Below are 23,763 nucleotides of genomic sequence, written 5' to 3'. Positions count from 1 at the left end.
GCGGCACGTATGCTTCCCGAACATCCACCGGGAACAGCAGGGAGCACGCACGTGAAGGTCGGCTGCATCGGGCTCGGCGACATCGCGCAGAAGGCCTATCTGCCGGTCCTCGGCACCCTTCCCGGGGTCGAGCTGCACCTGCAGACGCGCACGCCCGCCACCCTCGAACGCGTCGCCGCCGCACACCGGGTGCCGGCCGGGCAGTGCCACGCCGACCTCGACGGGCTGATCGCGCAGGGCCTCGACGCCGCCTTCGTGCACGCGCCGACGGCCACACACCCCGACCTCGTCACACGGCTCCTCGAAGCGGGCGTGCCCACGTACGTCGACAAGCCGCTCGCGTACGAACTCGCCGAGTCCGAGCGGCTCGTGGAGCTCGCCGAGGAGCGGAACGTCAGCCTCGCCGTGGGCTTCAACCGCCGCCTCGCGCCCGCGTACGCGCAGTGCGTCGAGCATCCGCGCGAGCTGATCGTGATGCAGAAGAACCGGATCGGGCTGCCCGAGGACCCGCGGACGCTGGTGCTCGACGACTTCATCCACGTCGTCGACACGCTGCGCTTCCTCGCGCCCGGACCGGTCGACGACGTCTCCGTGCGGGCGCGCGTACGGGACGGGCTGCTGCACCACGTGGTGCTGCAGCTCGCCGGGGACGGCTTCACCGCGCTCGGCATCATGAACCGGCTCAGCGGCTCCACCGAGGAGATCCTGGAGGTCTCCGGCCAGGACACCAAGCGCGAGGTGCGCAACCTCGCCGAGGTCATCGACCACAAGGGGCAGCCGACCGTCCGCAGGCGCGGCGACTGGGTCCCGGTGGCCCGGCAGCGCGGCATCGAGCAGGCGGTCCTCGCGTTCCTCGACGCGGTGCGCGCCGGGCGGGTGCTCAGCGCCCGGGACGCCCTCGCGACGCACGAGCTGTGCGAGCGGGTGGTGCGGGACTCCGTCACCGCCGGGGCGCCCGGCGCCTGAGAGCCCGCACGGTCTCCGCCCCGCACAGCAGGGCCAGCGCGGCCAGCGCCCCGTACACCGCCCAGTCGCCGAAGCGGACGTACAGCGTGGTGCCGGTGGCCAGCGGCACCTCGTACGTGCGGGCCGCGCTCTCGTCCGTGCCGAGCGGGGAACCCACGCGCGCCCCGTCCGGGCCGTGCACCGCGGAGATCCCGGTGAGCGTGGCGTGCACCATCGGGCGGCCGTTCTCCGCGGCGCGCAGGGCGGCGAGCGAGGCGTGCTGCGCGGGCGCCCAGCTGTCCTGGAACGTCGACGTCGCCGACTGGGCGAGCAGCAACTGCGCGCCCGAGCGGGTCAGATGGCGGCTCATGTCGGGGAACGCCGACTCGAAGCACACCAGCGGCCCGACCTTTCCCCAGGCCCGCTCGGGGGAGGCGTCCGCGTTCCCGGTCACCGACAGGACGACAGGGGCCGTGCCGCGCCTGCGGTCCTCGCTCGCGGCCTTGCCGACCGAGGTGGCCCAGCCGAGCAGGGCGCGCGCCGGTACGTACTCGCCGAACGGCACGAGCCGCATCTTGTCGTAGCGCCCGCCGGTCAGGCCCTCGGGGCCCACCAGGATCGCGGACTTGAAGATTCCGGGCTGGTCGGAGCGGCGCGCGTCCACGTTCACCAGGATCTGCGCGCCGACCTCCCGGGACAGCTTCGCGAGCCGCGCCGCCAGGTCGGGCCGCTCGCCCAGGTCGTAGCCGACGCTGCTCTCGCCCCAGACGACCAGGTCCACACCGCGCCCCGCCAGCGTGCGGGTCAGCGCCTCCTCGCGGGCGAAGCGCTTCGCCGGGCCGCCGGCCCCGTCGATCACGCCGGGCTGCACGACGGCCACCTTCGCGGTGCCGGCCGCCCGGGGGCGCGGCGCCCACGCCCAGGCGGCGGACGCGGCGACGGCCACCACCAGCGCGCCCGCGAGCGCCGGCACCCGCGCCCGCTCCACCGCGATCAGCACGGCGCACGCGGTGTTCACGGCGACCACAAGGAGGCTCACCAGCCACACCCCGCCCACCGAGGCGACCCGCAGCGCGGGCTCCACCTGCCACTGGCTCGACCCGAGCAGCCCCCACGGACCGCCCAACCCCTCCCAGGACCGCACGAGTTCGACCATCAGCCACGCGCTCGGCACCAGCACCAGCGCCGCCGCCACCCGCCGGGGCCCGGGCGAACCGGCCAGCAGACGCCGCACGAGCACCCCCCAGGGCGCCCACAGCGCGCCGAGCAGCGCGGCGATCACAAACGTGAACACGTGCAGGCTCGGCAGCAGCCAGTGGTGCACCGCCAGCATGAACCCGGCCCCGCCGAGCCACCCGACGTACGCGGCCCTGCGCGCCGTCGGCGCCGAGCGGGCGAGCAGCAGCCAGGGCACGAGCGCGACGTAGGCGAACCACCACCAGGACGGGGCGGGGAAGGCCAGCGCGGGCAGCGCGCCCGCGAGCACGGCGAGGACCCCACGCCCCCAGCGCGAACTCCACCAGCGCGAACTCCCCCAGCGCGCGCCCCACCAGCGCGAACTCCCCCGGCGCGCGCCCCACCAGTGCGAGCTCCCCCGGCGCGAGCGCCCCCTGCGTGAGCCGGGCAGCTGCTGTCCGGTCCCGCCCGGGTCCGTGCCGTGCGGCCGGGGCGCGCGGCCGGTGTGCCGGGGCCGTGGCGGGCCCTTCGGCCGGCCGTCCCGGAAGCCGACCCTGCGCAGTACGCCGGTCGACCAGCCGGTCAGCTCCATGCCGTGCCTCCCTCGGCGCCGGGCGTGCGTGCGTACGGCCCGGTGCGTACGCACGTCCAGTGTGCGCCCGCTCCGCGATCTTCGACAGGGGGCGTGGGGCGTGGCGCGCACCGGCTCGGCCGCGGGGCGGGCCGAGGGTCAGGAGCCGTCGGCCCGCTGGCGCGGGGAGGGGGGCTGCTCCCGCAGGTCCTCCGCGGTCCGCGGCCCGATCGCCGTACGGCGCCACTTCTCGTGCACGACGACCGTCGTGACGCGCCAGCCGCTGCGCGTGCGCAGCACCGAGAACGCGTACCGCCCGCCGCACTCGAAGTCGGGGGCGGAGCCGTCGGGCCGGGTGCACATCGGGTTGGTGTAGTCGGCCTGCACCTGCGCGGTGTCGCCGACGTCCCCGTCGAGTGCGCCGAAGCGGAGTCTGCGGTTGACGATCAGGTGCTGGCGCACCGGGAAGATCCGGAGGGTGCCGGCCAACCACTCGGCTACCTCGTCGGCGGCGCCTTCGATGCCGCCGGCGGAGCTGTAGTCGGCCCGGCCGTCGGGGCTGAAGAGGGAGCGGTACGCGAGCCAGTCGCCGTCGTCGACGGCCACGGCGTAGTCGGTGAGGAGGGCGTCGATGGCCAGCCGGTCCATCACGGTTGCGAGGTCCACGCGCTGCGTCATCGATTCAGTGTTGTCGCCCGGAGCCGTGAGGCCAAGGGGCGTGCGCGGACCGGCGGACGACTCCGTCCGGTCAGGCCACCTTCACCACCTCTTCACGAACGGCCGTGGCCCAGGCGACGACGAGCACTTGGTACTCGGCGCGCTGTTCATCGCTCAACCGCCCGCCGGAGCAGAGCATCAGGCCGCGTATCCGCTCGTTCAACTGGTCGGCGGACCACGGGGCACCATCGGGCGAGGTGGCGATCATGTGAAAGAGTCTAGGGCCTGGGTCTGACAACGGCCCTGCCCCGAGCGGGACTTCCGTGCCGATCCGGTCACACCCGCCGAACCCGGCGTGAAACTCGCCCTGTCACGACTCCGTTGGCGCGCGCGGTTGGCCGGCCCAGGGGCCGGGGTCCGCGAGAACTTCCGCAAGGGGGCGGCCGGTTCGGGCGGCGGCCTTCTGGCGTTCCCGTACCTCGCGCAGGGTGCGCGGACGGTAGCCCGGCCCGTCCGGCATGCAGCCGCAGGTGGGGTGGAACGCTGCCCGGCCCGGAGGACCACGGCGAGCGCCCGCCAGCCGTCGACGTCCCGGCGCGGGGGCACGGGACGGGCTGCCCCGGCAGGCAGCCGCATTTTTTCCGAGGTTTCCCGCCTGCTCTGCCGCCCCGAGCCCTCAGCGGATGCAGCCCGAGCGGCGGTCCGCGATGCTGGAAGGACCGGATCAGCCAATCAGGAGGGCTGCCATGTCTGTGATGGACAAGCTCAAGCAGATGCTCAAGGGCCACGAGGAGCAGGCCGGAAAGGGCGTCGACAAGGCCGGTGACTACGTCGACGAGAAGACGCAGGGCAAGTACAGCGGCCAGGTCGACACCGCCCAGCAGAAGATGAAGGACCAGATGGGCGGCACCGACCAGAGCAAGGGCCAGGACCAGGAAAACCCGCCCCAGCAGTGACGCCCCCTCCCGACGCCTGCGGGGCTCAGCCCGCCGACTCTCCCGCCTGCGGGCTCAGTACGCCCATGCCGACCAGGACGAAGAGGACGATGCCGAGGACGACGCGGTAGTAGACGAAAGGCATGAAGGACTTGGTCGTGATGAACTTCATGAACCAGGCGATGACCGCGTAGCCCACGATGAACGCGATGACCGTCGCGAAGATCGTCGGCCCCCAGGACACATGGCCCTCGCCCGCGTCCTTCAGCTCGTACGCGCCCGAGGCGAGCACCGCCGGGATGGCGAGCAGGAAGGAGTAGCGGGCCGCGGCCTCGCGGGTGTAGCCCATGAACAGGCCGCCGCTGATGGTCGCGCCGGAGCGGGAGACGCCGGGGATCAGGGCCATGGCCTGGCAGACGCCGAAGATCAGGCCGTCGCGTACGCCGAGTTCCCTGAGGGTCTTGCGCTCGCGGGTGGCGCGGTGGCGGCCGCCCGCTTCGTCGCGCGCGGCGACGCGGTCGGCGATGCCGATGACGATGCCGACGACGATCAGCATGGTCGCGATCAGCCGCAGATCGCGGAACGGGCCCTCGATCTGTTCCTTGAGGGTGAGGCCGAGGACGCCGATCGGGATCGAGCCGACGATCACCAGCCAGCCCATCTTGGCGTCGTGGTCGCTGCGCATCTCCTTGTTCGTGAGCGAGCGGAACCAGGCCGAGAGGATCCGCGCGATGTCCTTGCGGAAGTAGATGAGGACCGCGGTCTCCGTGCCGATCTGCGTGATGGCGGTGAACGCGGCGCCCGGATCGTGCCAGCCCGCGAAGGCCGCCGTGAGCCGCAGGTGGGCGCTCGATGAGATCGGGAGGAACTCGGTGAGCCCCTGTACGAGTCCGAGGATGAAGGATTCGAACCAAGACATGTGGGTGCTAGGCCATTCGCGTACTGATCATGGACTGACCAGCGGGCTGGCAGGTCAGGACCCCTGAGTGGATGGACGGTCGACGTGTCGCTCAGGGGGAAGCGTAGCGGCACTCGATTAAGCCGCGATTGAGGGGCTGTGGAGGGATTGCCGATCTTCGTACGGGGGCCGGCCGCCGCCTCAGACCCGGCCGCCGCCTCAGACCCGGGTGCCGGGCCGGTCGTCGGCCTCGGGCCGGTTGCCGGCCTCGGGCTGGCCGCCGGTGCCGTCGTCGCCGCGCAGCTTGTGCCGCTTGCACCAGGCGACGATCGCCGCGGCGAGCCCGGTCAGGGCGATGAAGCCCATCGCGATCAGGAACGTGGGCGACGTCGGCGTGCTCGCGCGGCTGCCCGCCACCACGTACGCCGCCGTGTTCGGGATCGAGCCCAGCCCGGTGGCCAGGAGGAACGGGAGCCAGCCGGTGCGGGAGACCGACGAGCAGTAGTTGGACACCCAGAACGGCACCCCGGGGAAGAGCCGCGCCGCCAGGACCGAGCGGAAGCCGTGCCGGCTGAGCTGGCCGTCCACCGTGTGCAGGACACGGCCCCGCAGCAGCGGTCGCAGCGCGTCCTGCCCGAGCGCCCGGCCCAGGCCGAAGGCGATGCCCGCGCCGATGACGGTGCCGCCGAGCGCCCCGACGAGCCCGAGCTGTGTACCGAACAGCGCGCCCGCCGCGAGGTTGAGCAGCGGGCGCGGCACGAACGCCGCCGTGCACAGGCCGTACGCGACGGCGAAGACGACGACCGCCGCCGCGCCGTTCAGCTGGACCGGCCAGCCGTCGGCGAGCAGCCGCTGCGGCTCCAGGACCAGCACGCTCGTGCCGGCCGCCGCCAGCAGGACGACGAGCAGGGCGAGCCGGGACCAGGGGGCCAGCAGCACGCGGCCGAGGCGCACGGCGAGGCCCTGCGGGGCGGCGGCCACGGGCGTGGGCGCGGGTTCGAACATCCGGGGAGAGTAACCGACCGATATGTGTGATCGCCGTATCGTGCGTCTCATGTGCGCCTCTCCGTCCGCGCCCGTTCCGCCGGACCCCGTTCCGCCGGACCCCGTGCCCGCGCCCACGCCCGCGCCCGAGCAGGCGCCCACGCCCGCGCCCGCGCCCATGCCTCCGCCCACGCTCGCGCCGGTCCCGCCGCCCCTCCCGGCCAGCGAGCTCGCCGACGAGATCCTGGCGCGCCTCGTCGTCACCTACCCCCGGGCCGCGGACGCGGAGCGGGCCCGGGAGATGGCCGCGTACATGAAGGGCGTCGCGCCGTTCCTCGGGGTGATGTCGACCGAGCGGCGGGCGCTGTCCCGTGCCGTGCTCGCCGGGCTGCCGCGGCCGGACGAGGCGGACTGCGCGGCGGTGGCGCTGCGCTGCTGGCGGCTGCCGGAGCGGGAGTACCACTACTTCGCCGTGGACTACCTGCGGCGGTACGTGCGCGCCTGCTCGTCCGCGTTCCTGCCCGTCGCCCGGCACCTGGTCACCGGCGCCTCCTGGTGGGACACCGTGGACCTGCTCGCCGCGCACGTCGTCGGCGGGCTGGTCGCCGCGGATGCCGGTCTGCGGCGGGACATGGACCGCTGGATCGAGGACGACGACCGGTGGGTGGCCCGTACGGCACTCCTGCACCAGCTGCGCTTCAAGGACGCCACCGACACCGAACGCCTCTTCGCCTACTGCCTGCGCCAGTCCGGCCACCCCGACTTCTTCATCCGCAAGGCGGTCGGCTGGTGCCTGCGGGAGTACGCGAAGACGGACCCGGGCGCCGTCCGCGCCTTCGTCGCCGACCACAGCGACCGGCTCGCGCCGCTGTCGGCGCGGGAGGCGCTCAGGAACGTCGGAGCCTGAGCCCGCCGGGACCGGGCGCGGCGCCGTGCGCCAGACTGCTGCCCTGCGAGCCGTGCACCGGCACGGCGGGACGGCGGAGGGACGGCGGTCATGACGGAGACGGCACTGGTTCTCGGAGCGGGTGGACTCAGCGGCGTCGGCTGGGAGATCGGCGTGCTCCACGGCCTCGCCGAGGCAGGCGTCGACCTCAGCGACGCCGACCTGGTCGTCGGCTCCTCCGCGGGCTCCGTCGTCGGCGCCCAGCTCACCTCCGGCAAGCTGACGCTGCCCGAGCTGTACGAGCGCCAACTCGCCGATCCCGCCGGGGAGATCCCCGGACAGCTGGGCGCGGGGCTCATCCTCAAGTACGCCCGCGCCGTGCTCGGTTCACGCACCCCCGAGGCGTACGGCAGGAAGCTCGGCGCGCTCGCCGTGGCCGCCGACACGGCGGACGAGGCGTCGCGGCGCGAGGTGATCGCGCGGCGCCTCGTCTCCCACCGCTGGCCCGAGCGGCGCCTGCTCGTCACCGCGGTCGACGCGGCCACGGGGGAGCTGCGGGCCTTCGACGCCGCCAGCGGGGTGCCGGTCGTGGACGCCGTCGCGGCGAGCTGTGCGGTGCCCGGGGTGTGGCCTGCCGTCACGATCGAGGGGCGCAAGTGGATCGACGGCGGGATCCACTCCTGCGCCAACGTGCAGTTGGCCACGGGGTACACGCGGGTCGTCGTGCTCGCCCCGCAACCGGCGGGCGGTGGTCCGTTGCCCTCTCCGCGGCGTCAGGCGGACCGCTTGGCCGCGGAGGGTGCCCGGGTGACCGTGATCACCCCGAACGCGGAGGCGCGCCGTGCGTTCGGGCGCCGGACCCTGGACCCGAGCCGTCGGGCGCCCGCGGCGCGGGCAGGGCTTGCGCAGGCGGCTTCGTGTGTGGGGGACGTGGGGCGGGTGTGGGTGAGTTGATCCCCTCCCGGGGGGCCTGCCCCCGCGCCCCGGCACAATGACCCCGTGGACGAATCGATACCCCCGGCGGACGAGCCGATCCCCGTCACCCGCCCCGTGGACCACGGCACCGCCAAGCTGCTGCCGGACGTCGACCGCCCTCGGGCCTGGCTGCTGACCGTCGACGGCGCGCCGCAGTCGTACGTGGATCTGGACGAGCCCACCTACCTGGAGTTCGAGTACGCCCGCAGGCTCGCGCACGTACTCGATCTCGCCGCGGACGAGGGGCGGCCCCTCGATGTCGTGCACCTCGGTGGGGGTGCCCTCACGCTGCCGCGCTACCTCGCCGCGACGCGGCCCGGGTCTGCGCAGGACGTCGTCGAGGCCGACCAGGGTCTGGCCCGGCTGATCGCCGAAGTGCTGCCGGTGGCCGACGGCTCCGGGATCCGTACGCACCGCGCCGACGCCCGCGCCTGGCTGGAGGCGGCGCCGGACGACAGTGCGGACGTCGTCGTCGGGGACGTCTTCGGCGGCTCCAGGGTGCCCGCGCACCTGAGCACCCTCGACTACGCGCGCCAGGCCGAGCGCGTCCTTCGGCCCGACGGGATCTACCTCGCCAACCTTCCCGACAGCGCCCCGTTCACCTTCCTGCGCTCCCAACTCGCCACGTTCCGGGCGGTGTTCGAGGAGCTGCTGCTTGTCGCCGAACCCGCCGTGCTGCGCGGGCGGCGCTTCGGCAACGCGGTCCTCGTCGCCGCACACCGCGAACTCGACACCGCCGCCCTCGCGAGGCGTACCGCCGGTGACGTGTTCCCGGCGCGCGTCACCGGCGGCGCGGAGCTGCGGCGGTTCGTCGGGGACGCGCGTCCCGTCGGCGAGCGGGACGCCGTGGCCTCACCCGAGCCGCCCGGCGGCACCTTCAGCGTCGGCTGAGCCGTTCGTCCCGGGCGGACCGGAGGAGCCCGCCACCTTCTCCTCGGTGCGGCGCGTGAGACGGCGTACGTCCGGAACGCACAGCACCGCCGCCGTCATCAGGACGACAAGTGTCGCGCAGCCCCACAGCGCGGTGTCCCGGCCGAAGGCCGTCTCGGCCGGGCCCGCGAGGGCGGTGGCGAGAGGGACGAGGGAGACGGAGCCGAACCAGTCGTACGCGGAGACCCGGGAGAACTTGTCCTCCGGGATCTCCTGGTGCAGGGCCGTCATCCAGGAGACGCCGAACACCTCGATGGCGACGCCGCTGACGAACATCACTGCGGCGAGCAAAGGGAGCTGCACCGGCACCGCGAGCGCCGCCGACGGCAGTGCCAGCGGGAACACGCACAGCGAACCGGCGAGCAGCAGCCGCCGCGGCTTCCACCGCATCATCAGGAACGCACCCGCGACCGTGCCCACGCCGAAGGCGCTCAGGGCGAGCCCCCAGGGCGCCGCGCCCCCGAGCGAGTCCCGGGCGACCAGCGGACCGTAGACCGCCTCCGCCGCCCCGATGACGGCGACGACCACGGAGAACTGGACGACGATCGTCCACAGCCAGGGCCGGCCGATCACCTCACGCCAGCCGTCCCGCAGATCGGCGAGCATCCCGCCGCCGGGAGCGCGCTCGGGCACCTCGGTGACCCGCAGGAACGCGCGCAGCCCACCGGCGAGCGCGAACGCGACCGCGTCCACGGCCAACACCCAGCCGGGACCGATCGCCGCGATCAGGGCGCCGCCGAGCGCCGCACCGCCGATCGCGGCACCGTGCATCGCCATCCGGAACAGCGCGAAGGCCCGGCTCGCCTGGTCCCCGGTGACGCTGGACAGCAGCATGCCCTCGGCGGCCGGGCTGAAGAACGCCTGACCAGTGCCGCCGAGCGCGGTGAGCAGCATCATCTGCCACAGCTGCGGCTCGCCGAGCAGGACCAGGACCGCGAACGCCGCCTGGGAAAGGCAGTTGAGGGCGTTGGCGGCGACCATCACGCGGTGCCGCGGCAGCCGGTCGGCGACCGCGCCGCCGACGAGCAGGAAGACGACCAGCGGGATCGTACGGGCCATCGCGACGAGCCCCACGTCGCCGCCGTCGCCCCCGGCGTCGAGGACCGCGAAGGCCGCGGCGATCAGGGCGCCGTGGCTGCCCAGGTTGGTGACGACCGCGGCCGCGGTCAGCAGGGTGTAGTTGCGGCCGGCCCAGGCGGGGCGGCGCAGGCGGGGCGGTACGGCTCTGTCCACCGGTGAACTATCGCCGTACCGCCCGTGACCTGCCAAACCGCTGCGTCTGCCGGGAGCCCCGGGCCGGTCAGGCCCGCGGCATGCCGTAGAGCCGCACCGAGCTGAGGATCTTCTTGATCGTGGCCTCGCTGACCTCGTCCTTCACGTCCTTCGGACCGAAGATCGACCACACCACGAAGTCGTTGGCCTTGTTCTTGAACGCGAACGACAGGGCCTTGCCCTCGGTGGCACACGGGTTCTTGGACTTCGGCACGCCCTGCGACTCGGCGTACGCGACGCTGCCTTCGAGGCCCGTGAGCTTCGACTTGTACTTGGACGGCTTGGACAGGCCGATGATCTTCTGGCTGGGCTGCGTGTACGGGCCGTACACCCACCAGCCGACCGTGTTCTGCGCGGCCTCGCCGGTGTTCTTCGCGCCGTTGGCGCCCTTGGTGCCGGCGGCGGCCAGCTTCCAGCTGTCCTTCCGGCCGTCCTTGTCCTCGTCGTACTGGCACCAGTCGGGCTTGTACTCCGTGATGCCCGTCATCGTCGTGACCGGCTTCTGGGTCTTCTCGTCGAGGTAGCTCAGCGTGCTGTCCGGCTCCTTGACGACCCAGCCCGGCGGCACGTCGAAGGCGGTGCCGCGCTTGGGGTTGACCACGACCTGCCAGCCGTCGATGACCGGCTCGACCGCCGGCCCGTTGCCACGGCCCTCCTCGGTCGGCGAGGAGTCCTCGCTGGGCGTGGCGGGGGCGGAGGAGGCGGGCTTCTTCCCGCTGCCCTTGGACTCGTCCTTCGTGTCCTCGCCGCCGAGGACCAGGAAGCCGGTGACGCCGGCGGCGATCACGACCGCGGTCGCCGCGACGATCGCCGTGACCGTCGTCTTGTTCCGGCCACCGCCGGACGGCTCGGGCGCACCGAGCGGGGCGGTCGGGGCGTTCCAGTGCGGGGCGCCCTGCTGCTGGTAGCCGCCCTGTTGCTGGTATCCGCCCTGCTGCGGGTAGGGGCCGGGCGGCGGGGTGCCCGGCTGCTGCGGAGCACCCGGAGGCGGTGTGGCCTGCTGCTGATGGCCCGGCTGTGCGTACGGATTGGGCTGCTGTTGTCCCGGCTGCGGGTACCCCGGCTGCTGGTACTGCTGCTGATCAGGGTCCTGCGGGTTCTGCTCGCCCCCGGGCGGCTGCTGTCCTGGCCACATGGCCCGTAACGATAGAGGTGCGGCGGGCGCCCCTGCCACGCGCGCCCCCAATTGTGACCTGAGGGCCGCACAGCAGCCCGGACAAACGGGGTGACCAGGGCATATCGGGGTCGAGCGAGGCGGCCGAAAGGTCGCGTGACGCAGGTCACCCGGCCGCCCGTCGGCAGCGAAGATACTCACGGGTAACATCCAGCTCATGAGCGCTGACCAGATGTCCATCGGCGAGATGCTCGCCGCCACCGTCCCGATGGTCCGGACCCTGAACCTGGAGTACGCCGAGACCACACCCGAGCGGGCCGTCCTCCGCCTGCCGGACGACCCCGACTACCGCAACCACGTCGGCGGCCCGCACGCGGGCGCGATCTTCACGCTCGGGGAGTCGGCCAGCGGCGCCATCGTCCTCGCGGCGTTCGGGGACCAGCTGTCGCGCGCCGTGCCGCTCCCGGTCACCGCCGACATCGCCTTCAAGAAGATCGCCACCGGCAGCGTCACCGCCACCGCGACCCTCGGCCGCCCGATCGCCGACGTGCTCGCGGAGCTGGACGAGGGCAAGCGGCCCGAGTTCCCCGTGACGGTCGCCGTCACGCGCGAGGACGGCGCGGTGACCACCGAGATGACCGTGATCTGGACGCTGCGTCCCAATAACTGAACACCGGCCGGCCCGCCGGGCAGTGGCATCAGGGGTGCTCGGCGCCTGCCGGCGATCTGCGGTGCCGCCGTCGACAGCGGCACCGCAGCGGACCACGTGAGCCCTACTCCCCGTGCTCCCCGTGCGCGGCCGCGTGCGTCTTCGCCAGCTCCGTGTACATCGCCGCGTTCAGCTTGAGCCCCTCGCGCTCCTCGTCCGTCAGTGGCCGCTTCACCTTCGCCGGTACGCCCGCGACGAGCGAGCCCGGCGGCACCTGAAGCCCCTGCGGTACGAGCGCCTGCGCCGCGACGAGTGAACCGGCGCCGATCACCGCCCCGTTGAGGACGGTCGCGCCCATGCCGATCAGGCAGTCGTCCTCGACGGTGCAGCCGTGCACCGTGGCGTTGTGGCCGACCGAGACCCGGTCGCCGATGGTTACCGGGAAGCCCGGGTCGACGTGCACCGTGCAGTTGTCCTGGATGTTGCTGTCGACGCCGACGACGATCGGGCCGCAGTCGGCGCGCAGCACCGCGTGGTACCAGACGCCGGCCCCCGCCTTCAGGGTCACGTCGCCGATGACGACGGAGGTGGGCGCGGCGAAGGCCGTCTCGTCCACCGTGGGTTCCGCGCCGCCGACGCCTGCGATCAACGCCCGCTCTGCCATTGCGTCTCCTGGTTCTCGTACGTGTCCGTCGCGCCTGTCTCCTGTCCCGAACCGTAAGCGACGCGCCCGCGGGCACGCGCGCCGGGTGGGGCGAAGATCACAGCTCACGGGCCTGTCGGGGGCGACGGCGCTGAGTACGGTGAGCGGGTGCCGAAGAACAAGAACGCGTTCTCATTCGCGGGCGGGCTGACGGGTGGACGGACGGGCGGTCGGACGGGCGGGCGGAGCAGCGCTCTCGCCGCCTGGCGCCGCCGCACCGTCACGCGCGCCGTGCACGCCGGCTGGCGCTGGGTGCAGGGCGCGGGCGCGGTCTCCGCGGACCGCCCGGGGCGGCTGCGCTTCGGCGCGATCGGTACGGGCACCAAGCTGGCCTTCCCGCAGGGCACCGTCTTCGGCGAGCCGTGGATACGCCTCGGCGCGCACTGCATCATCGGCGAGCAGGTCACGCTGACGGCCGGTCTGATGCCGGACCTGGACCTCGGGCCCGAGCCGATCCTGCGTATCGGCGACGGCGTGGTCCTGGGCCGCGGCAGCCACGTCATCGCCGACACCACCGTCACCATCGGCGACGACTGCTACTTCGGCCCGCACGTCTACATCACGTCCACGAACCACAGTTACGACGACCCGCACACCCCGGTCGGCAAGCAGTGGCCGCGGATGGAGCCGGTGGAGATCGGCCCCGGCTGCTGGATCGGCACCAACGCCGTGATCCTGCCGGGCGCGCGGATCGGCCGGAACGTGGTGGTGGCGGCCGGTTCCGTCGTACGGGGTGAGGTGCCCGACCACGCGGTGGTGGCCGGGGCGCCGGCGCGGGTGGTGCGGACCTGGGACGCCGGGCAGGGCTGGCAGCCGCCGCTGCGCACGCCGGCGCCGGTGCCGGTCCCGGAGGGCGTCACGCCCGAAGAGCTGCGCGCGCTCGCCGAGTTGGCGGAGCACCTGAAGGCCGCCGAGGAGAGCCCGACGGCCGGTCAGTAAGCCTGCGTCGAGCCCGTGGGCCTCAGCCTCCGGCGAGGAGTACGGTCCCGAGCAGGGCGAGCCCCGCGCCCGCGGCCTGGACGGTGCGCAGCTTCTCCTTGAGCACTCCGCGCGCGGCGAGCGCCGTGACCACCGGGTAGAGCGAGGCGAGCACGGCGGCGACGGTGACGGGCCCGGTCCGCGCGGCGAGCGCGTACGTACCGTTGGCCGCCACATCCGCGAGCCCCACGAACGCGAGCGCGGGCAGCGCGGCCCACACCACCCGCAGGCCGCCGTCCTGAGGCAGGGCCCGCGCGCCGCGCCGCACCGAGAGCCAGAGCGCCGCGCCGCCCGCCACGACGTTGGTGACCCGCTGCACGAACAGCGCGAGGAACAGCCCGGTGAGCGTCGTCGAGGCCTCCGCGATCAGGGCCATCACCGCGCCGAACCCGAACGCGGCGACCAGGGTGAGCAGGATGGCCTGCCGCTGCACCGGCGCACCCCGCAACTCGGGCCCGCCCGCGAGCAGTACGCCGACCACGGCGACCGCGATCCCGCCGTACTGCAGAAGTCCGGGCCGTTCGCCGAGGAGCAGGCCGACGCCGATCGGGACGAGCACGCCGATCGAGCCGAGCGGGGAGATCACGCCCATCGGGCCGAGGGCGAGGGCGCGGTAGAAGGAGAGCATCGCGACCGGGCCGACGGCGCCGGCGGCGACCGCGAACCACAGCTGCGGGCCCCACGCGGTCCACGCGCCCGTCGCGAGGACGACCGCGCCGAGCACCACCACCGCGAGGCACTGCGAGACGACCACGACCGTCAGGGCCGGGATGCGTCGGGTGAGCAGCCCTCCGCCGAAGTCGGCGAGCCCCCAGAGGAGGCTGGTGGCCAGGGCGAAGAGTGCGGACATGCGGCGGCCTCGCAGTACAGTGTGCTGGACGTTTGGTGCACCACACCGTAGTTCAATGAACTGAACTCTGTCATTCAAAATATTCGACTGCCATTCGACTGCCATACGACTGCCATGGACGGGACGTGTCGGACCTCGATCAGCTCACCCAGTCACTCGCCCGCAACCTGAAGCGCTGGCGCGGTGAGCGCGGCTTCACGCTCGACGCCCTCGCGGCCCGCTCCGGGGTCAGCCGCGGCATGATCATCCAGATCGAGCAGGCGCGTACGAACCCCAGCGTCGGCACGACGGTCAAGCTCGCCGACGCGCTCGGCGTCAGCATCACCACGCTCCTCGACTACGAGCAGGGCGGGCACGTCCGCATCGTGCCCGAGGAGCAGATCGTGCGCATGTGGTCGACGGAGGCCGGGAGTTGGACCAAGCTCCTGGTCGGCACGGAGAAGCGCGGCCCCCTCGAACTCTGGTCCTGGCGGATCATGCCCGGCGACAGCAGCGAGTCGGACCCGCACCCGCGCGGCACCGTCGAGCTGGTGCACGTCTCGGCGGGCCACCTCACCCTGCGGGTGGACGGCGTCGAGCACTCCGTGCCCGCCGGGTGCTCGGTCACCTTCGAGTCGAACGTCCCGCACGGCTACCACAACGAGGGTGACGTGCCGGTCGAGATGACGATGGCCGTGTCCATCCCGCCGGCGACGTGACGGTGCGCGTTCGGCACGTGAGACATCCGGGCTCCGTCCCCGGGTGCGCTGTTACGTTCGGCCCATGCGCGCTCCCCTCGGCCCCTTCGACAACGCCCGCCCCGCCCCCGACTGCCTGGACGAGCTGACCCCGCCCGTCGCGGACGCCGTCCGCCACTGGCGCGGCAGCGTCCCCGCCGGGCAGTTCGTGTACGTCGACACCGACCCGGAGATCGCCGACACGGCCGTCTTCGTGGAGCACTACGGGCCCGAACTGCTCGACGAGTCCGCGAACTGCGTGGTCGTCTCCGGCAAGCGCGGCGGCGCGAGCAGCCTCGCGGCCTGCCTGGTCCTGTCCGGCACCCGCGTCGACGTGAACGGCGTCGTCCGCCGCCAACTCGGCGCCCGCAAGGCCTCGTTCGCGCCGATGGACACGGCGACCGGCGAGACCGGCATGGAGTACGGCGGCATCACCCCGATCGGGCTGCCGGAGGCGTGGCCGGTCCTGGTGGACGCGGCGGTCGTGGACCTCCCGTACGTCCTGGTCGGCAGCGGGCGCAGGCGCGGCAAGCTGATCGTGCCGGGCAAGGCCTTCGCGGAGCTGCCGGGCGCGGTGGTCATCGAGGGGCTCGGGGTGGCGGCGGGCTGAGCGTCCCGCGTCCGCGGGGTTCAGCCCGGATGCGGTTCAGCCCGGACGCGGTTCAGCCCGGACGCGGTTCAGCCCGGACGCGGTTCAGTCCAGGCGCGGTATCTCGATCGCCGGGCACCGGTCCATCACCATGTCCACGCCGGCGTCGCGGGTCCGCCCGTACGCCGACTCGTCGATCACGCCCAGCTGGAACCAGACCGCCTTGGCGCCCGCCGCGACCGCCTCGTCGGCCACCCGGCCGGCGTGCTCGCTGTTGACGAACACGTCGACCACGTCCACCGGGAAGGGGACGTCCGCGAGCGTGGCGTACCCCTGCTCGCCGTGCACCGTCTCCGCCTTCGGATGGATGGGGACGATCCGCTTCCCGAACCGCTGCAACACCTCGGCGACGCCGTACGCGGCACGCTCCCGGTTGCCGGAGAGCCCGACCACGGCCCAGGTGTCCCCGGTCCCGGTGAGAATCCTCCGGATGGTCGCCGGGTCCGCGTACATGCTGGCCTCCATGGGCTCGGTCCGCTGCTGCGTCCACGCCAACAGCGGCGACCCGGCGGGCATTCCCGCGTCCCCGCCACCCCGGCCCTCACACCTCTTCCACGTCCCACGCCCCCAGCACCCCCACGTCGCCCGGCTGGTCCGGGACGTGGACCGGGAGGCGGAGGAGGTCGCGGAGGCGGTCGGCCAGGCCGAGCATGCGGGCGCCCTCGCCGCACAGGACGAGGCCGCGCTCGTGCACGTCCTCCACCAGCTTCGGCGGGCTGTCCGAGAGGAGGGCGAGCACGTGCTTCGCCAGTGCGTCGTACGCCGTGAGCGGGACCCGGGCCAGCTCCGCGACCGGGACCGTGCGGGTGTCGGGCAGTCCGCGCAGCAGGTCGTGGCCGCGTACGGGAACGGTGCCGTCCTCGGTCTTCCCGATCCGGACCTTGGTGCGCTCCGCCTCGGCCGGGGAGATGATCAGGCCGTGCCGGTGCCGGAGGAGCCGTACGAGACCGTCGTCGACGTCCAGGCCGCCGACCGGGCAGCTGGTCGTCGCGATCACGTCGCCGCAGGACAGCAGCGCGGCGGAGGTGCGCTCGGCGCCCACGTCGACCACGAGCGCGCCCACGGGCTCGGCCAGCGGAATGTCCGAACCGACCGCCGACGCCAGGGACTTGGCGACCAGCCGGACCCGCCGCAGCCCCGCCGCCTCGCACGCCACGAGCAGCGCCTCGGCCTGCAGCTCACCCAGCCGGTCCGGCACGCACAGCGTCGCCGCGCCGAAGTGCTTGGCCTTCGCCTCGCCCGACACCTCGCGCAGCGCCGCCCGCAGCAGGAACGCGGCGACCAGCGGATCGGCGACGGAGCGCCGCAGCACCGGCCGGACCAGGCGCAGCATGTCCGGACGGCTGCCCTGGATCTCCACGGCGCGGCTGCCCCGCGCGCGTATTCGGCCCTCGAAGTCGAGCGCGGCGACCGTCGGCATGTGCAGGATCCGCTGCCCGTTGCGGGCGAGGATCCGCAGCATCGCGCTGCCGAGGTCGATCGAGTAGCCGCGGGCCAAGGTGCGCATGGGCTCTCCGCTCACTGGAACCGGTGGGCCGGAGGCGACGGACCCGGGCCGCGCCTCGACGCCTTCGACGCTGGCACAGCCGGAACAGGGCGGCGAGCGTGGGGCGTCCGATTCAGCGGTACGCCCGCGAAGACCACGAACGGCGGGAGGCGGGGCCCAGGTGCGCGGCTTAGCCTCGGGGCATGAGCGCGATCCCGGAGCGGTTCACCGTCGTCCTGAAGCCGCAGCTGACCGACGCCGAGGGCCATCCCGACCACGGCACCGCCCTGCGCTCGGCGACCGTCGAGCGCACCGGCGAGACCGGCGCGAGCGGCTTCCCCCGGTACGCGGGCGACGGTGTGCACGTCGACATCGACCCGGCGACCCGCACCGTCGAGGCCGCGACCGTCGACGGCGACGAGCTGCCGTACGGCTGGGTCGCGGAGGTCGACGAGGCCGTGCCCGAGGAGGAGTGAGCGCTCACACGTCCCCGTACGCCTCCCCGCCGAGTTCCAGCTCCGCCGTGCCCGCCGTCACGTCCGCGAGCCAGCCGCGGAAGGACTCCACGTCCGCGTCCGGCAGGCCGATCTCGATCGTCACCGCCTCGCCGTAGCGCACGTCCCGCACCTCGCGCCCCGTGGACCGCAGATCGTTCTGCACCTTGCCCGCGCGCTGGTGGTCCACCGTCACCGTGGCCAGGCGGAAGCGGCGCCGGGTGACCGTGCCGAGCGCGTCCAGGGCCTCGCCCACCGCCCCGCCGTAGGCCCGGATCAGGCCGCCCGCGCCGAGCTTCACACCGCCGAAGTAGCGGGTGACGACCGCGACGACGTACCGCATGTCGCGCCGCGTCAGCATCTGCAGCATCGGCACACCCGCCGTGCCTCCGGGCTCCCCGTCGTCGCTCGCCTTCTGCACGGACGCGTCGGCGCCGATCACGTACGCCCAGCAGTTGTGGTTGGCGCCCGGGTGCTCCTTGCGGACGCGCGCGACGAACGCCTGGGCCTCCTCCTCCGTCGCCGCCGGCGCGAGCGCGCACAGGAAGCGGGAGCGGTTGACCTCGGTCTCGTGCACACCCTCACGGGCCACGGTGCGGTACTCGTCCTGCATCCGGCCAGCCTATGCGGGCGGCACGCGCGCGGTGACAGGTGACAGTGGTCACGCCCCGAGCCCGTACCCCGGCAAAGCGGCCGAATGAGCGGCGGCCGGCCGATACCCTCGGGGATCATGAGGCTTCTGCACACGTCGGACTGGCACCTGGGGCGGGCGTTCCATCGCGTGAATCTGCTCGACGCCCAGCGGGCCTTCATCGACCATCTCGTCGCCACCGTGCGCGCCGAGAGCGTCGATGCGGTCCTCGTCTCCGGTGACGTGTACGACCGGGCCGTGCCGCCGCTCGCCGCCGTCGAGGTGTTCGACGACGCGCTGCACCGGCTCGCCGAGCTCGGCGTGCCGACCGTGATGATCTCCGGGAACCATGATTCCGCCCGGCGGCTCGGCGTGGGGGCCGGGCTGATCGGGCGCGCGGGCATTCATCTGCGGACGGCGCCGGCCGCCTGCCACGAGCCCGTGGTGATCCCCGACGCGCACGGCGACGTCGCCTTCTACGGCCTGCCGTACCTCGAACCCGCCCTGGTCAAGGACGAGTTCAAGGTGCAGAAGGCCGCGCACGAACCGGTCATCGGGGCCGCCATGGACCGCGTACGGGCCGACCTGGCTCAGCGCCCGCCCGGCACCCGCTCCGTCGTCCTCGCGCACGCCTTCGTCACCGGCGGCGAGCCCAGCGACAGCGAACGGGACATCGCCGTCGGCGGCGTCGAGTCCGTGCCCGCCGCCGTCTTCGCCGGGGTCGACTACGCCGCCCTCGGCCACCTGCACGGCTGCCAGACCGTCGCCGAGCGCGTCCGCTACTCCGGCTCCCCGCTCGCGTACTCCTTCTCCGAGCAGCACCACCGCAAGACCATGTGGCTCATCGACCTCGGGCCCGCCGGGGAGATCGCCGCCGAGCGGATCGACTGCCCGGTGCCGCGCCGCCTCGCCCGCATCGAGGGCGACCTCGAAGTGCTGCTCGCCGACCCGGAGCTGGAGCGGTACGAGGACGCCTGGGTCGAGGCCACCCTCACCGACGCCGTGCGCCCCGCCGACCCCATGGCCCGGCTCTGCGAGCGCTTCCCGCACACCCTCAGCCTCGCCTTCGCCCCGCGCAGGCCCGACGGCGACCCCGTGGTGTCGTACGCCGAACGGCTGAAGGGACGCGACGACCGGGAGATCGCCGAGGACTTCGTCGCGCACGTCCGCGGCACCGGACCCGACGCCGCCGAACGCCTCGTCCTGCGGGACGCGTTCGACGACGTGCGCGCCGCCGACGTACTCAAGGAGGCCGCCCGGTGAGGCTGCACCAGCTCACGGTCACCGCCTTCGGGCCCTTCGGCGGCCGCCAGCGGGTCGACTTCGACGAGCTCGGCCGCGCCGGGCTCTTCCTGCTGCACGGCGCCACCGGCGCGGGCAAGACCTCCGTCCTGGACGCGGTCTGCTTCGCCCTGTACAACGCCGTGCCCGGCACCCGCCAGACCTCCGGCTCCACGCTGCGCAGCGACCACGCCGACCCGGCCGTACGCACCGAGGTGCGCCTCGACCTGACCGTCGCCGGACGCCGCATCGAGGTCACCCGGCAGCCGCCCTGGCAGCGCCCCAAGAAGCGCGGCACCGGCACCACCACCGAGAAGGCCCAGTCCTGGCTGCGCGAGTACGACGCCGAGACCGCCACCTGGCGGGACCTCAGCCGCTCCCACCAGGAGATCGGCGCCGAGATCGAGTCGCTGCTCGGCATGAGCCGCGAACAGTTCTGCCAGGTCGTGCTGTTGCCGCAGGGCGACTTCGCGCGGTTCCTGCGCGCCGACGCCGAGGCCCGCGGCAAGCTCCTCGGCCGGCTCTTCGACACCCGCCGCTTCGCCGCCGTCGAGACCCACCTCGCCGAGCGGCGCCGCGCCCTGCAGGCCGATGTCACCGCGGGCGACCACCAGCTGCTCGCCGCCGCCCACCGCATCCAGCAGGCCGCGGGCGACGCCGCCGAACTCCCGCTGCCCGACAGCGCACCCGGCGAACCCGGACTCGCCGCCGACCTGGCCCAGTGGGCGGCCGTCGCCCGCGCGGGCGCCCGCGAACGCCGCACCGTCGCCGACTGCGCCGTCACCGCCGCCGAGTCCGCCAAGGCACAGGCCCAGACCGACCTTGACTCCGTACGCGAGACCCACCGCCTGCAGGACCGGTACGCCGAGGCGCGGGCCCGGGCCGTACGGCTCGACGAGCGGGCCGGGGAGCAGCGCGCCTGGCAGGAACGCATGGAGCGGGCCCGCAAGGCCGAGGCCGTGACGCCCGCGCTCGCCCTGCGCGCCGAGACCGACACCGAGCACCAGCGCGCCCGCCGCGCGGAGACGGCCGCGCGGGCGCAGCTGCCCGCTTCGTTCGACGGGGCGTCCCCGTCCGGCCTGACCGCCGCCGCCCGCAAGGCGGTCGAGGAGCTGGGCGGCCTGGAGTCGGCCCGCCGCGCCGAGCAGCGGATCGCCGGCCTCGCCGAGCGCCGCGCCGAGGCCGACCGGCAGGAACACGCCGACACCGAGGCCCTGCAGGAGGCCGCCGCCTGGCTCGACGGCTGGGAGTCGAGCCGCCGCACCCTGCAGGAGCGCATCGAGCACGCCCAGGACGCCGCCACCCGCGCCGAACACCTCGCCGGGCAGCTCCAACCCGCCCGCGAACGCGCCTCCGCCGCACACCGCCGCGACACCCTCCGGGCACAGGCCGCCGAGGCCGAGGCGCACGCACTGGCCGCCCGCGAGACCGCCGCCGGCGCGCACGAACAGTGGCTGCACCTCAAGGAGCGCCGCCTGCAGGGCATCGCCGCCGAACTCGCCCAGGGCCTCACCCCCGGCGAGTCCTGCGCGGTCTGCGGCGCCACCGAGCACCCGCGGCCCGCCCCCCTCGTCGACGGCCACGTCGGACGCCAGGCCGAGGAGGCCGCGCTCGCCGCGTACCGGCAGGCCGACGAGGAGCGCGCCGAGGCCGAGCGCGCGCTCGCCGGCGTACGCGAGGAGCTGGCCGCACAGAGCGCCGCCGCCGGGGACGCGCCCGCACGCCAACTCGCCGACACCGCAGAAGAGTTGACCCGCCGCCACGCCGAGGCCCGGCAGCTCGCGCTCGGCCTGCACGACGCCCGCGAGGCCCTGGACCGCGCCGAGGCCGAGCACCAGCGGCGGCTCGCCCAGCGCCAGGAGGCCGCGACCCGCGCCGCGTCCCGCGCCTCCCTGCGCGAGTCCCTCGACCGCGAACAGGCCGCCCTGGCAGAGGAGTTGGCGCAGGCCACGGGAGGCGCGGCGAGCGTCGCCCAGCGCGCCGCGCAACTGGAACGCCAGGCCGCCCTGCTCACCGACGCCGCCGACGCCGTACGCGCCGCCGAGGACGCCGCGCGCCGCCTCAAGGACGCCGACGCCCGCCTCGCCGACGCCGCCTACCGCGCCGGCTTCACCACCCCGCAGGACGCCGCCGACGCCGCCCTCGACGACGCCGCCCACCGCGAACTCCAGCACCGCATCGACGCCCGCCGACAGGAGGAGGCCGCCGTACGCGCGGTCCTCGCCGAGCCCGAGACGGCCGCCGCGGACCTGCTCCCGCCCGCCGACCCGGCCGCCGCGCAGGCCGCCGCGGACGCCGCCGACCTGCGCCTGCGCACCGCCGTCAGCACCCGCGCCGCCGCCGAACACCGCTGTGCCGAACTCGACCGCCTCTCCCGCCAGTCGGCCGCCGAAGCCCGCCAACTCGGGCCGCTGCGCGCCGAGTTCGACCGGGTCGCCAGGCTCGCGGGGCTCGCGGCGGGCACGTCGGCGCAGAACGAGCGCAAGATGCGCCTGGAGTCGTACGTCCTGGCCGCCCGCCTCGAACAGGTCGCCGCCGCCGCGACGGCCCGGCTGCAGCGGATGTCGTCCGGGCGGTACACCCTGGTCCACTCCGACGGCCGTTCGGGCCGCGGCCGCTCCGGGCTCGGCCTGCACGTCGTGGACGCCTGGACCGGCAGCGAACGCGACACGGCGACGCTGTCCGGCGGCGAGACCTTCTTCGCCTCCCTCGCCCTGGCCCTCGGCCTCGCCGACGTGGTCACCGACGAGGCGGGCGGCGTGCGCCTCGACACCCTCTTCATCGACGAGGGCTTCGGCAGCCTCGACGACCAGACCCTCGACGAGGTCCTCGACGTCCTCGACTCGCTGCGGGAGCGGGATCGCACCGTCGGCATCGTCAGCCACGTCGCCGACCTGCGGCGCCGTGTGCACGCGCAGCTGGAGGTCGTGAAGGGGCGGGCGGGGTCGAGGGTGCGGCAGTCCTGACCGGTCACGGAGGCGGCCCCCTCGCAGCGCGGGAGCCGCTCCGTACTCCGAGGAGGGGAAGCAGGGTGGAGCGCAGGGACGGGCGGACGGCCTGGCGTCGGGGGCGGGGGGTGGCCGGGGCCGCCGTGCTGGTGGGCGGGCTGCTGGCGTTCCACCGCGGCGTGCCCAACTCCGGCCCCCGGGCGGGGAGTCTCCTTGAGACGTTTCTGCCGTGGCTCGGCGGGGTGGCCGTGGTGCTGCTCGGCCTCGCCCTGCTGCGCCGCTCCGCCGCCGCGCTGGTGGCCCTGCTGCTGCCGGTGGCCGCCTGGACGTATCTCTTCGGCGGGCTGTTCCGGCCCGAACCTCCGCCCGGCCCACGCGACTTGGCGGTCGTCCAGCACAACGTGAGCGACGAGAACCGCGATCCGGCCGGCACCGCCCGAGCCCTGGCCGCCGCCGGGCCCGACCTCATCGCCCTGGAGGAACTGGTGCCGGCCGCGCTGCCCGCGTACGAGAAGACGCTCGGCCCGGAGTACCCGCACCACGCGGTCCGGGGCACGGTCGGGCTCTGGTCGAAGCATCCGCTCGCGGGCGTACGACTCGTGGACGTCAAACCCCGGGAGATCACCGAGAGTTGGAGCCGTGGGCTGCGGGCCGTGGTCCGCACGCCGCACGGGGACGTCGCCGCGTACGTCGCCCATCTGCCGTCGGTGCGGCTGGGGGCGAGCGGGCTCGGGTCGGCCTGGCGGGACGAGAGCGCGGACCGGCTCGGTGCGGCGATCGCCGCCGAGGAGGTGCGGCGGGTGGTCCTGCTCGGCGATCTGAACGGCACGGTCGACGACCGTGGACTCGCGCCGCTCACCTCGCGGTTGAACGTCGCGGAACGAGGGTTCGCGTTCAGCTTCCCCGCCGCCTTCCCGGTGGCGCGGATCGATCAGGTGATGGCCCGTGCCGCGACCGTGACCCACGTACGCACCCTGCCGCGCACGGGCAGCGACCACCTGCCGCTGGCCGCCCGGATCGCGCTGCCCTGAGGCG

Annotated in this window: 25 protein-coding genes; 13 read left to right on the top strand and 12 right to left on the bottom strand. The window is 74.1% G+C overall.

Annotation, left to right across the window (positions count from 1 at the left end; translation table 11 throughout):
- Positions 1-51: 51 nt before the first annotated feature.
- Complete coding sequence (locus tag QIS99_RS18040; protein ID WP_282514522.1) at positions 52-966, top strand: Gfo/Idh/MocA family protein; 915 nt, start codon at positions 52-54, stop codon at positions 964-966.
- On the opposite strand, the gene lnt is transcribed toward QIS99_RS18040, so the two are convergent.
- From lnt to QIS99_RS18025, 3 genes are all read right to left on the bottom strand, one after another.
- Positions 941-2,713, bottom strand: coding sequence for an apolipoprotein N-acyltransferase (gene lnt / locus QIS99_RS18035; protein ID WP_282514520.1), 1,773 nt, complete (start codon positions 2,711-2,713; stop codon positions 941-943). The two genes, QIS99_RS18040 and lnt, sit on opposite strands and share 26 nt — an antisense overlap.
- 138 nt (positions 2,714-2,851) lie before the next feature.
- Positions 2,852-3,370 carry a nuclear transport factor 2 family protein gene (locus tag QIS99_RS18030; RefSeq protein WP_282514518.1) on the bottom strand — a complete coding sequence of 173 codons (519 nt, stop codon included), beginning with the start codon at positions 3,368-3,370 and terminating at the stop codon, positions 2,852-2,854.
- Positions 3,371-3,440: 70 nt separating this feature from the next.
- Positions 3,441-3,617 (bottom strand): hypothetical protein, encoded by a 177-nt coding sequence (locus QIS99_RS18025; protein ID WP_282514517.1) that lies wholly within the window; start codon positions 3,615-3,617, stop codon positions 3,441-3,443.
- 478 nt (positions 3,618-4,095) lie between these two features.
- Between QIS99_RS18025 and QIS99_RS18015 the strand changes: the two genes are divergently transcribed.
- On the top strand, positions 4,096-4,305 hold the full coding sequence (locus QIS99_RS18015; RefSeq protein WP_282514515.1) for an antitoxin: 210 nt from the start codon (positions 4,096-4,098) through the stop codon (positions 4,303-4,305).
- Between the two features lie 25 nt (positions 4,306-4,330).
- On the opposite strand, the gene QIS99_RS18010 is transcribed toward QIS99_RS18015, so the two are convergent.
- Together QIS99_RS18010 and QIS99_RS18005 are read right to left on the bottom strand one after the other, a co-directional pair.
- Positions 4,331-5,203 (bottom strand): undecaprenyl-diphosphate phosphatase, encoded by an 873-nt coding sequence (locus QIS99_RS18010; RefSeq protein WP_282514513.1) that lies wholly within the window; start codon positions 5,201-5,203, stop codon positions 4,331-4,333.
- Positions 5,204-5,401: 198 nt separating this feature from the next.
- Positions 5,402-6,187 carry a TVP38/TMEM64 family protein gene (locus QIS99_RS18005; RefSeq protein ID WP_282514512.1) on the bottom strand — a complete coding sequence of 262 codons (786 nt, stop codon included), beginning with the start codon at positions 6,185-6,187 and terminating at the stop codon, positions 5,402-5,404.
- Between the two features lie 157 nt (positions 6,188-6,344).
- On the opposite strand from QIS99_RS18005, the gene QIS99_RS18000 reads away from it, so the two are divergent.
- The 3 genes from QIS99_RS18000 to QIS99_RS17990 all read left to right on the top strand — a co-directional run bounded on the left by QIS99_RS18000 (position 6,345) and on the right by QIS99_RS17990 (position 8,918).
- The gene (locus tag QIS99_RS18000; RefSeq protein WP_282514599.1) at positions 6,345-7,073 is read left to right on the top strand and encodes a DNA alkylation repair protein; all 729 of its coding nucleotides are present in this window, start codon (positions 6,345-6,347) and stop codon (positions 7,071-7,073) included.
- 90 nt (positions 7,074-7,163) lie between these two features.
- The gene (locus QIS99_RS17995; RefSeq protein WP_282514510.1) at positions 7,164-8,006 is read left to right on the top strand and encodes a patatin-like phospholipase family protein; all 843 of its coding nucleotides are present in this window, start codon (positions 7,164-7,166) and stop codon (positions 8,004-8,006) included.
- 45 nt (positions 8,007-8,051) lie between these two features.
- Complete coding sequence (locus QIS99_RS17990; RefSeq protein WP_282514508.1) at positions 8,052-8,918, top strand: spermidine synthase; 867 nt, start codon at positions 8,052-8,054, stop codon at positions 8,916-8,918.
- On the opposite strand, the gene QIS99_RS17985 is transcribed toward QIS99_RS17990, so the two are convergent.
- Both QIS99_RS17985 and QIS99_RS17980 read right to left on the bottom strand, forming a co-directional pair.
- Positions 8,880-10,190, bottom strand: a complete 1,311-nt coding sequence (locus QIS99_RS17985; protein WP_282514507.1) for an MFS transporter — start codon at positions 10,188-10,190, stop codon at positions 8,880-8,882. The genes QIS99_RS17990 and QIS99_RS17985 overlap by 39 nt on opposite strands.
- A gap of 67 nt (positions 10,191-10,257) precedes the next feature.
- Positions 10,258-11,364 carry a hypothetical protein gene (locus QIS99_RS17980; RefSeq protein WP_282514505.1) on the bottom strand — a complete coding sequence of 369 codons (1,107 nt, stop codon included), beginning with the start codon at positions 11,362-11,364 and terminating at the stop codon, positions 10,258-10,260.
- 211 nt (positions 11,365-11,575) lie between these two features.
- On the opposite strand from QIS99_RS17980, the gene QIS99_RS17975 reads away from it, so the two are divergent.
- A complete protein-coding gene (locus QIS99_RS17975) occupies positions 11,576-12,013 on the top strand; it encodes a DUF4442 domain-containing protein (RefSeq protein ID WP_282514598.1) in 438 nt (145 codons plus the stop codon).
- Positions 12,014-12,116: 103 nt separating this feature from the next.
- Here QIS99_RS17975 and QIS99_RS17970 read toward each other — a convergent pair whose 3' ends face one another.
- Complete coding sequence (locus tag QIS99_RS17970; RefSeq protein WP_282514504.1) at positions 12,117-12,656, bottom strand: gamma carbonic anhydrase family protein; 540 nt, start codon at positions 12,654-12,656, stop codon at positions 12,117-12,119.
- Between the two features lie 147 nt (positions 12,657-12,803).
- Between QIS99_RS17970 and QIS99_RS32190 the strand changes: the two genes are divergently transcribed.
- Positions 12,804-13,634, top strand: coding sequence for an acyltransferase (locus QIS99_RS32190; RefSeq protein ID WP_349017305.1), 831 nt, complete (start codon positions 12,804-12,806; stop codon positions 13,632-13,634).
- A gap of 22 nt (positions 13,635-13,656) precedes the next feature.
- Here QIS99_RS32190 and QIS99_RS17955 read toward each other — a convergent pair whose 3' ends face one another.
- On the bottom strand, positions 13,657-14,523 hold the full coding sequence (locus QIS99_RS17955; RefSeq protein WP_282514502.1) for a DMT family transporter: 867 nt from the start codon (positions 14,521-14,523) through the stop codon (positions 13,657-13,659).
- A gap of 125 nt (positions 14,524-14,648) precedes the next feature.
- Here QIS99_RS17955 and QIS99_RS17950 point away from each other — a divergent pair, with 125 nt between their 5' ends.
- Both QIS99_RS17950 and QIS99_RS17945 read left to right on the top strand, forming a co-directional pair.
- Positions 14,649-15,221 carry a helix-turn-helix domain-containing protein gene (locus QIS99_RS17950; RefSeq protein WP_282514501.1) on the top strand — a complete coding sequence of 191 codons (573 nt, stop codon included), beginning with the start codon at positions 14,649-14,651 and terminating at the stop codon, positions 15,219-15,221.
- Between the two features lie 64 nt (positions 15,222-15,285).
- Positions 15,286-15,849, top strand: a complete 564-nt coding sequence (locus QIS99_RS17945) for a YbaK/EbsC family protein (RefSeq protein WP_282514500.1) — start codon at positions 15,286-15,288, stop codon at positions 15,847-15,849.
- 84 nt (positions 15,850-15,933) lie between these two features.
- Here the strand turns inward: QIS99_RS17945 and QIS99_RS17940 are convergent, their stop codons facing one another.
- On the bottom strand, positions 15,934-16,341 hold the full coding sequence (locus tag QIS99_RS17940) for a CoA-binding protein (RefSeq protein ID WP_282514596.1): 408 nt from the start codon (positions 16,339-16,341) through the stop codon (positions 15,934-15,936).
- Between the two features lie 88 nt (positions 16,342-16,429).
- Entirely contained in the window at positions 16,430-17,395 is a 966-nt protein-coding gene (locus tag QIS99_RS17935; protein ID WP_282514499.1) for a rod shape-determining protein, read from the bottom strand.
- Between the two features lie 182 nt (positions 17,396-17,577).
- On the opposite strand from QIS99_RS17935, the gene QIS99_RS17930 reads away from it, so the two are divergent.
- Positions 17,578-17,850, top strand: a complete 273-nt coding sequence (locus QIS99_RS17930) for a hypothetical protein (protein WP_282514498.1) — start codon at positions 17,578-17,580, stop codon at positions 17,848-17,850.
- 4 nt (positions 17,851-17,854) lie between these two features.
- On the opposite strand, the gene QIS99_RS17925 is transcribed toward QIS99_RS17930, so the two are convergent.
- Positions 17,855-18,481, bottom strand: a complete 627-nt coding sequence (locus QIS99_RS17925) for a YigZ family protein (protein WP_282514497.1) — start codon at positions 18,479-18,481, stop codon at positions 17,855-17,857.
- A 117-nt stretch (positions 18,482-18,598) separates the two neighbouring features.
- Between QIS99_RS17925 and QIS99_RS17920 the strand changes: the two genes are divergently transcribed.
- From QIS99_RS17920 to QIS99_RS17910, 3 genes are all read left to right on the top strand, one after another.
- Positions 18,599-19,762 (top strand): exonuclease SbcCD subunit D, encoded by a 1,164-nt coding sequence (locus tag QIS99_RS17920; RefSeq protein ID WP_282514496.1) that lies wholly within the window; start codon positions 18,599-18,601, stop codon positions 19,760-19,762.
- Positions 19,759-22,746, top strand: coding sequence for an AAA family ATPase (locus tag QIS99_RS17915; protein WP_282514495.1), 2,988 nt, complete (start codon positions 19,759-19,761; stop codon positions 22,744-22,746). Before QIS99_RS17920 ends, QIS99_RS17915 begins: the two co-directional genes overlap by 4 nt.
- A gap of 65 nt (positions 22,747-22,811) precedes the next feature.
- Complete coding sequence (locus tag QIS99_RS17910) at positions 22,812-23,759, top strand: endonuclease/exonuclease/phosphatase family protein (protein WP_282514494.1); 948 nt, start codon at positions 22,812-22,814, stop codon at positions 23,757-23,759.
- Positions 23,760-23,763 lie beyond the last annotated feature (4 nt).

The organism is Streptomyces solicavernae (assembly GCF_029968095.1).
GTDB classification, from domain to species: Bacteria; Actinomycetota; Actinomycetes; order Streptomycetales; family Streptomycetaceae; genus Streptomyces; species Streptomyces solicavernae.
Note: the sequence above shows the minus strand (reverse complement) of the source record. Positions and strands in the feature narration are given on the sequence as shown.